This window comes from Hydrocoleum sp. CS-953 (genome assembly GCF_002260545.1).
In the GTDB taxonomy this organism is placed as follows: Bacteria; Cyanobacteriota; Cyanobacteriia; order Cyanobacteriales; family Microcoleaceae; genus Trichodesmium.
Window position 1 is genome coordinate 1 of sequence record NZ_LGSU01000263.1, and the last position, 2,573, is coordinate 2,573.

Sequence of the window (2,573 nt, forward strand, 5' to 3'; positions counted from 1 at the left end):
TTTCTCATGTTTTATGAGGTAGAAACTATAAGTTTTCATAGCCTCAGATAACAAACAATTGAGATTTTTTCTTTCTTCCTTCTTCCTTCTTCCTTCATTTGATAGATTCACTCTCTTGAGTATTCTCAAAATTACATAATTTCTCATTTTTTATGAGGTAGAAACTATAAGTTTTCATAGCATCAGATAACAAACAATTGAGATTTTTTCTTCCTTCCTCCTTCTTCCTTCCTCCTTCTTCCTTCTTCTTCCTTCATTTGATATATTCACTCTGTTGAGTATTCTAAAAATTACAGAATTTCTCATGTTTTATGAGGTAGAAACTATAAGTTTTCATAGCCTCAGATAACAAACAATTGAGATTTTTTCTTCCTTCTTCCTTCTTCCTTCCTCCTTCTTCCTTCATTTGATATAATAAAAGTTTTGCATAAATAATAAATAGTTGCTGACAGGAGACAACAATAATGGCCAGAATGTACTATGACTCCGATGCTAACCTGGACCTCTTAAACGACAAAACAATCGCCATCATTGGCTATGGTTCTCAAGGTCATGCTCACGCCCTTAATCTCAAAGATAGTGGCTCAAAAGTAATAGTTGGACTTTATCCAGGTAGTAAGTCTGCTACCAAAGCAAAAGAAGCAGGTCTAGATGTTTACCCAGTAAATGAAGCTGCGGAAAAAGCAGACCTAATAATGATTCTATTGCCAGACGAAGTACAGAAAACCGTCTATAAAAACGAAATTGAACCCCATCTCAAAGAAGGAAAAATCCTAGCTTTTGCCCACGGTTTCAATATTCACTTTGGTCAAATTTTGCCTCCATCAAACGTGGACGTAGTAATGGTAGCACCAAAAGGCCCTTCTTTTGCTTTGGTAGCAGACTTACTACCTGGATAAAGTCCAACTATTACTTTTGAGCNACCAAAGCAAAAGAAGCAGGTCTAGATGTTTACCCAGTAAATGAAGCTGCGGAAAAAGCAGACCTAATAATGATTCTATTGCCAGACGAAGTACAGAAAACCGTCTATAAAAACGAAATTGAACCCCATCTCAAAGAAGGAAAAATCCTAGCTTTTGCCCACGGTTTCAATATTCACTTTGGTCAAATTTTGCCTCCATCAAACGTGGACGTAGTAATGGTAGCACCAAAAGGCCCTGGACATTTAGTTAGACGTACCTACGAACAAGGAGAAGGAGTACCTTGTCTATTTGCCATTTTCCAAGATGCTTCTGGTCAAGCTCGCGATCGCGCCATGGCTTATGCTAAAGGTATTGGTGGGACTCGTGCAGGTATCCTAGAAACTACTTTCCGGGAAGAAACTGAAACCGACCTATTTGGCGAACAAGCTGTTTTATGTGGTGGTCTCAGTGCATTAATTAAAGCTGGGTTTCAAACTCTCGTAGAAGCTGGGTATCAACCAGAACTAGCATACTTTGAATGTCTGCACGAAGTTAAACTTATAGTCGATCTAGTTGTGGAAGGTGGTCTAGCAAATATGCGCGACAGTATCTCCAATACTGCTGAGTTTGGGGACTATACTCGCGGACCTCGCATTGTCACCGATGAAACTCGCGCCGAGATGCGGAAAATCTTAAGTGAAATTCAGTCTGGTCAGTTTGCCAGGGAATTTGTCATGGAAAACCAAACAGGGAAACCTGTATTTACTGCCATACGTCGCCAAGAAGCAGAACAACCTATTGAAGAAGTTGGTAAAGACTTACGCGCCATGTTTAGTTGGTTAAAGAAACGCTAAACATTTTTTAGGAAAAGGGAAGAGGTCATTTCAGTTATCAGTTATCAGTTAACAGTAGCTACTACTGAAGTAGTAGGTTTGAGACCTGATTTTCTGGTAGTATAGAATATCAATTCCTCTTGCTTTGGAGTATTGTCAGAAACCTAATTTGAGACAGATGTCAGTATAATAGGGCATCTAATATAAACCGGGTTTCTATGCTTTATTGATACTAAAACTACCAGGTTTGATATAAATTAATATTTTCCTCTTCCCTTTCCTTTGTTGAATACTATTCTGTTTCGCCAGGACTTTCAAACTTTTCCAAAGCTTCTTCTGTACGTTCATTAGTATTCTTAGGTTTCAACCAACTAGGCCATAACCCAACCACAAATTTACGACTTTCTAAACTGGCATTTTGGAGAGGTTCAGGCATAAATTCCAGACTGTCTCCAGTAGTTACAAAAACTATAGCCAAAATCACAAATAACCATATTAGATTCTTATTCATAAGCTGATATTAATTTAGATGTATTTGTTTAATTCTAGTATTCCCATTACTGACAAAAATATCACAATTTATGATTAATTAGTAGCACAGATATTTTTTGGTTCTAGAGGAGCAAGGAATGATATCAAATCCGGTAGTATGGGTGTAATTATATCAACAGTGTGGGGAGATGGGGAGATGGGGAGATGGGGAGAGCTAGAAAGATTTGTTCAATAATTGATAATTGATAATGGATAATTGATAATTACCTCTGGTTAAAACCGTTACGGAATTGAAGATTGGGAAATATCATTTCTTTTTTTCCCCTTCAAAGGGGAGGCTTTAAAC

At 37.6% G+C, this 2,573-nt stretch carries 2 protein-coding genes and 1 pseudogene; 2 read left to right on the top strand and 1 reads right to left on the bottom strand.

Translation table 11 applies throughout. From position 1 onward, the window contains the following. Nucleotides 1-464: 464 nt before the first annotated feature. Together AFK68_RS02325 and ilvC are read left to right on the top strand one after the other, a co-directional pair. Nucleotides 465-899, top strand: a complete 435-nt coding sequence (locus AFK68_RS02325) for an NAD(P)-binding domain-containing protein (RefSeq protein ID WP_371357205.1) — start codon at nt 465-467, stop codon at nt 897-899. 23 nt (nt 900-922) lie between these two features. Further along, nucleotides 923-1,756: pseudogene (gene ilvC, locus AFK68_RS02330) on the top strand (ketol-acid reductoisomerase); the annotation flags it as partial. Nucleotides 1,757-2,027: 271 nt separating this feature from the next. Here ilvC and AFK68_RS02335 read toward each other — a convergent pair. Next, on the bottom strand, nt 2,028-2,246 hold the full coding sequence (locus tag AFK68_RS02335; protein WP_094671317.1) for a hypothetical protein: 219 nt from the start codon (nt 2,244-2,246) through the stop codon (nt 2,028-2,030). Between the last annotated feature and the right edge of the window lie 327 nt (nt 2,247-2,573).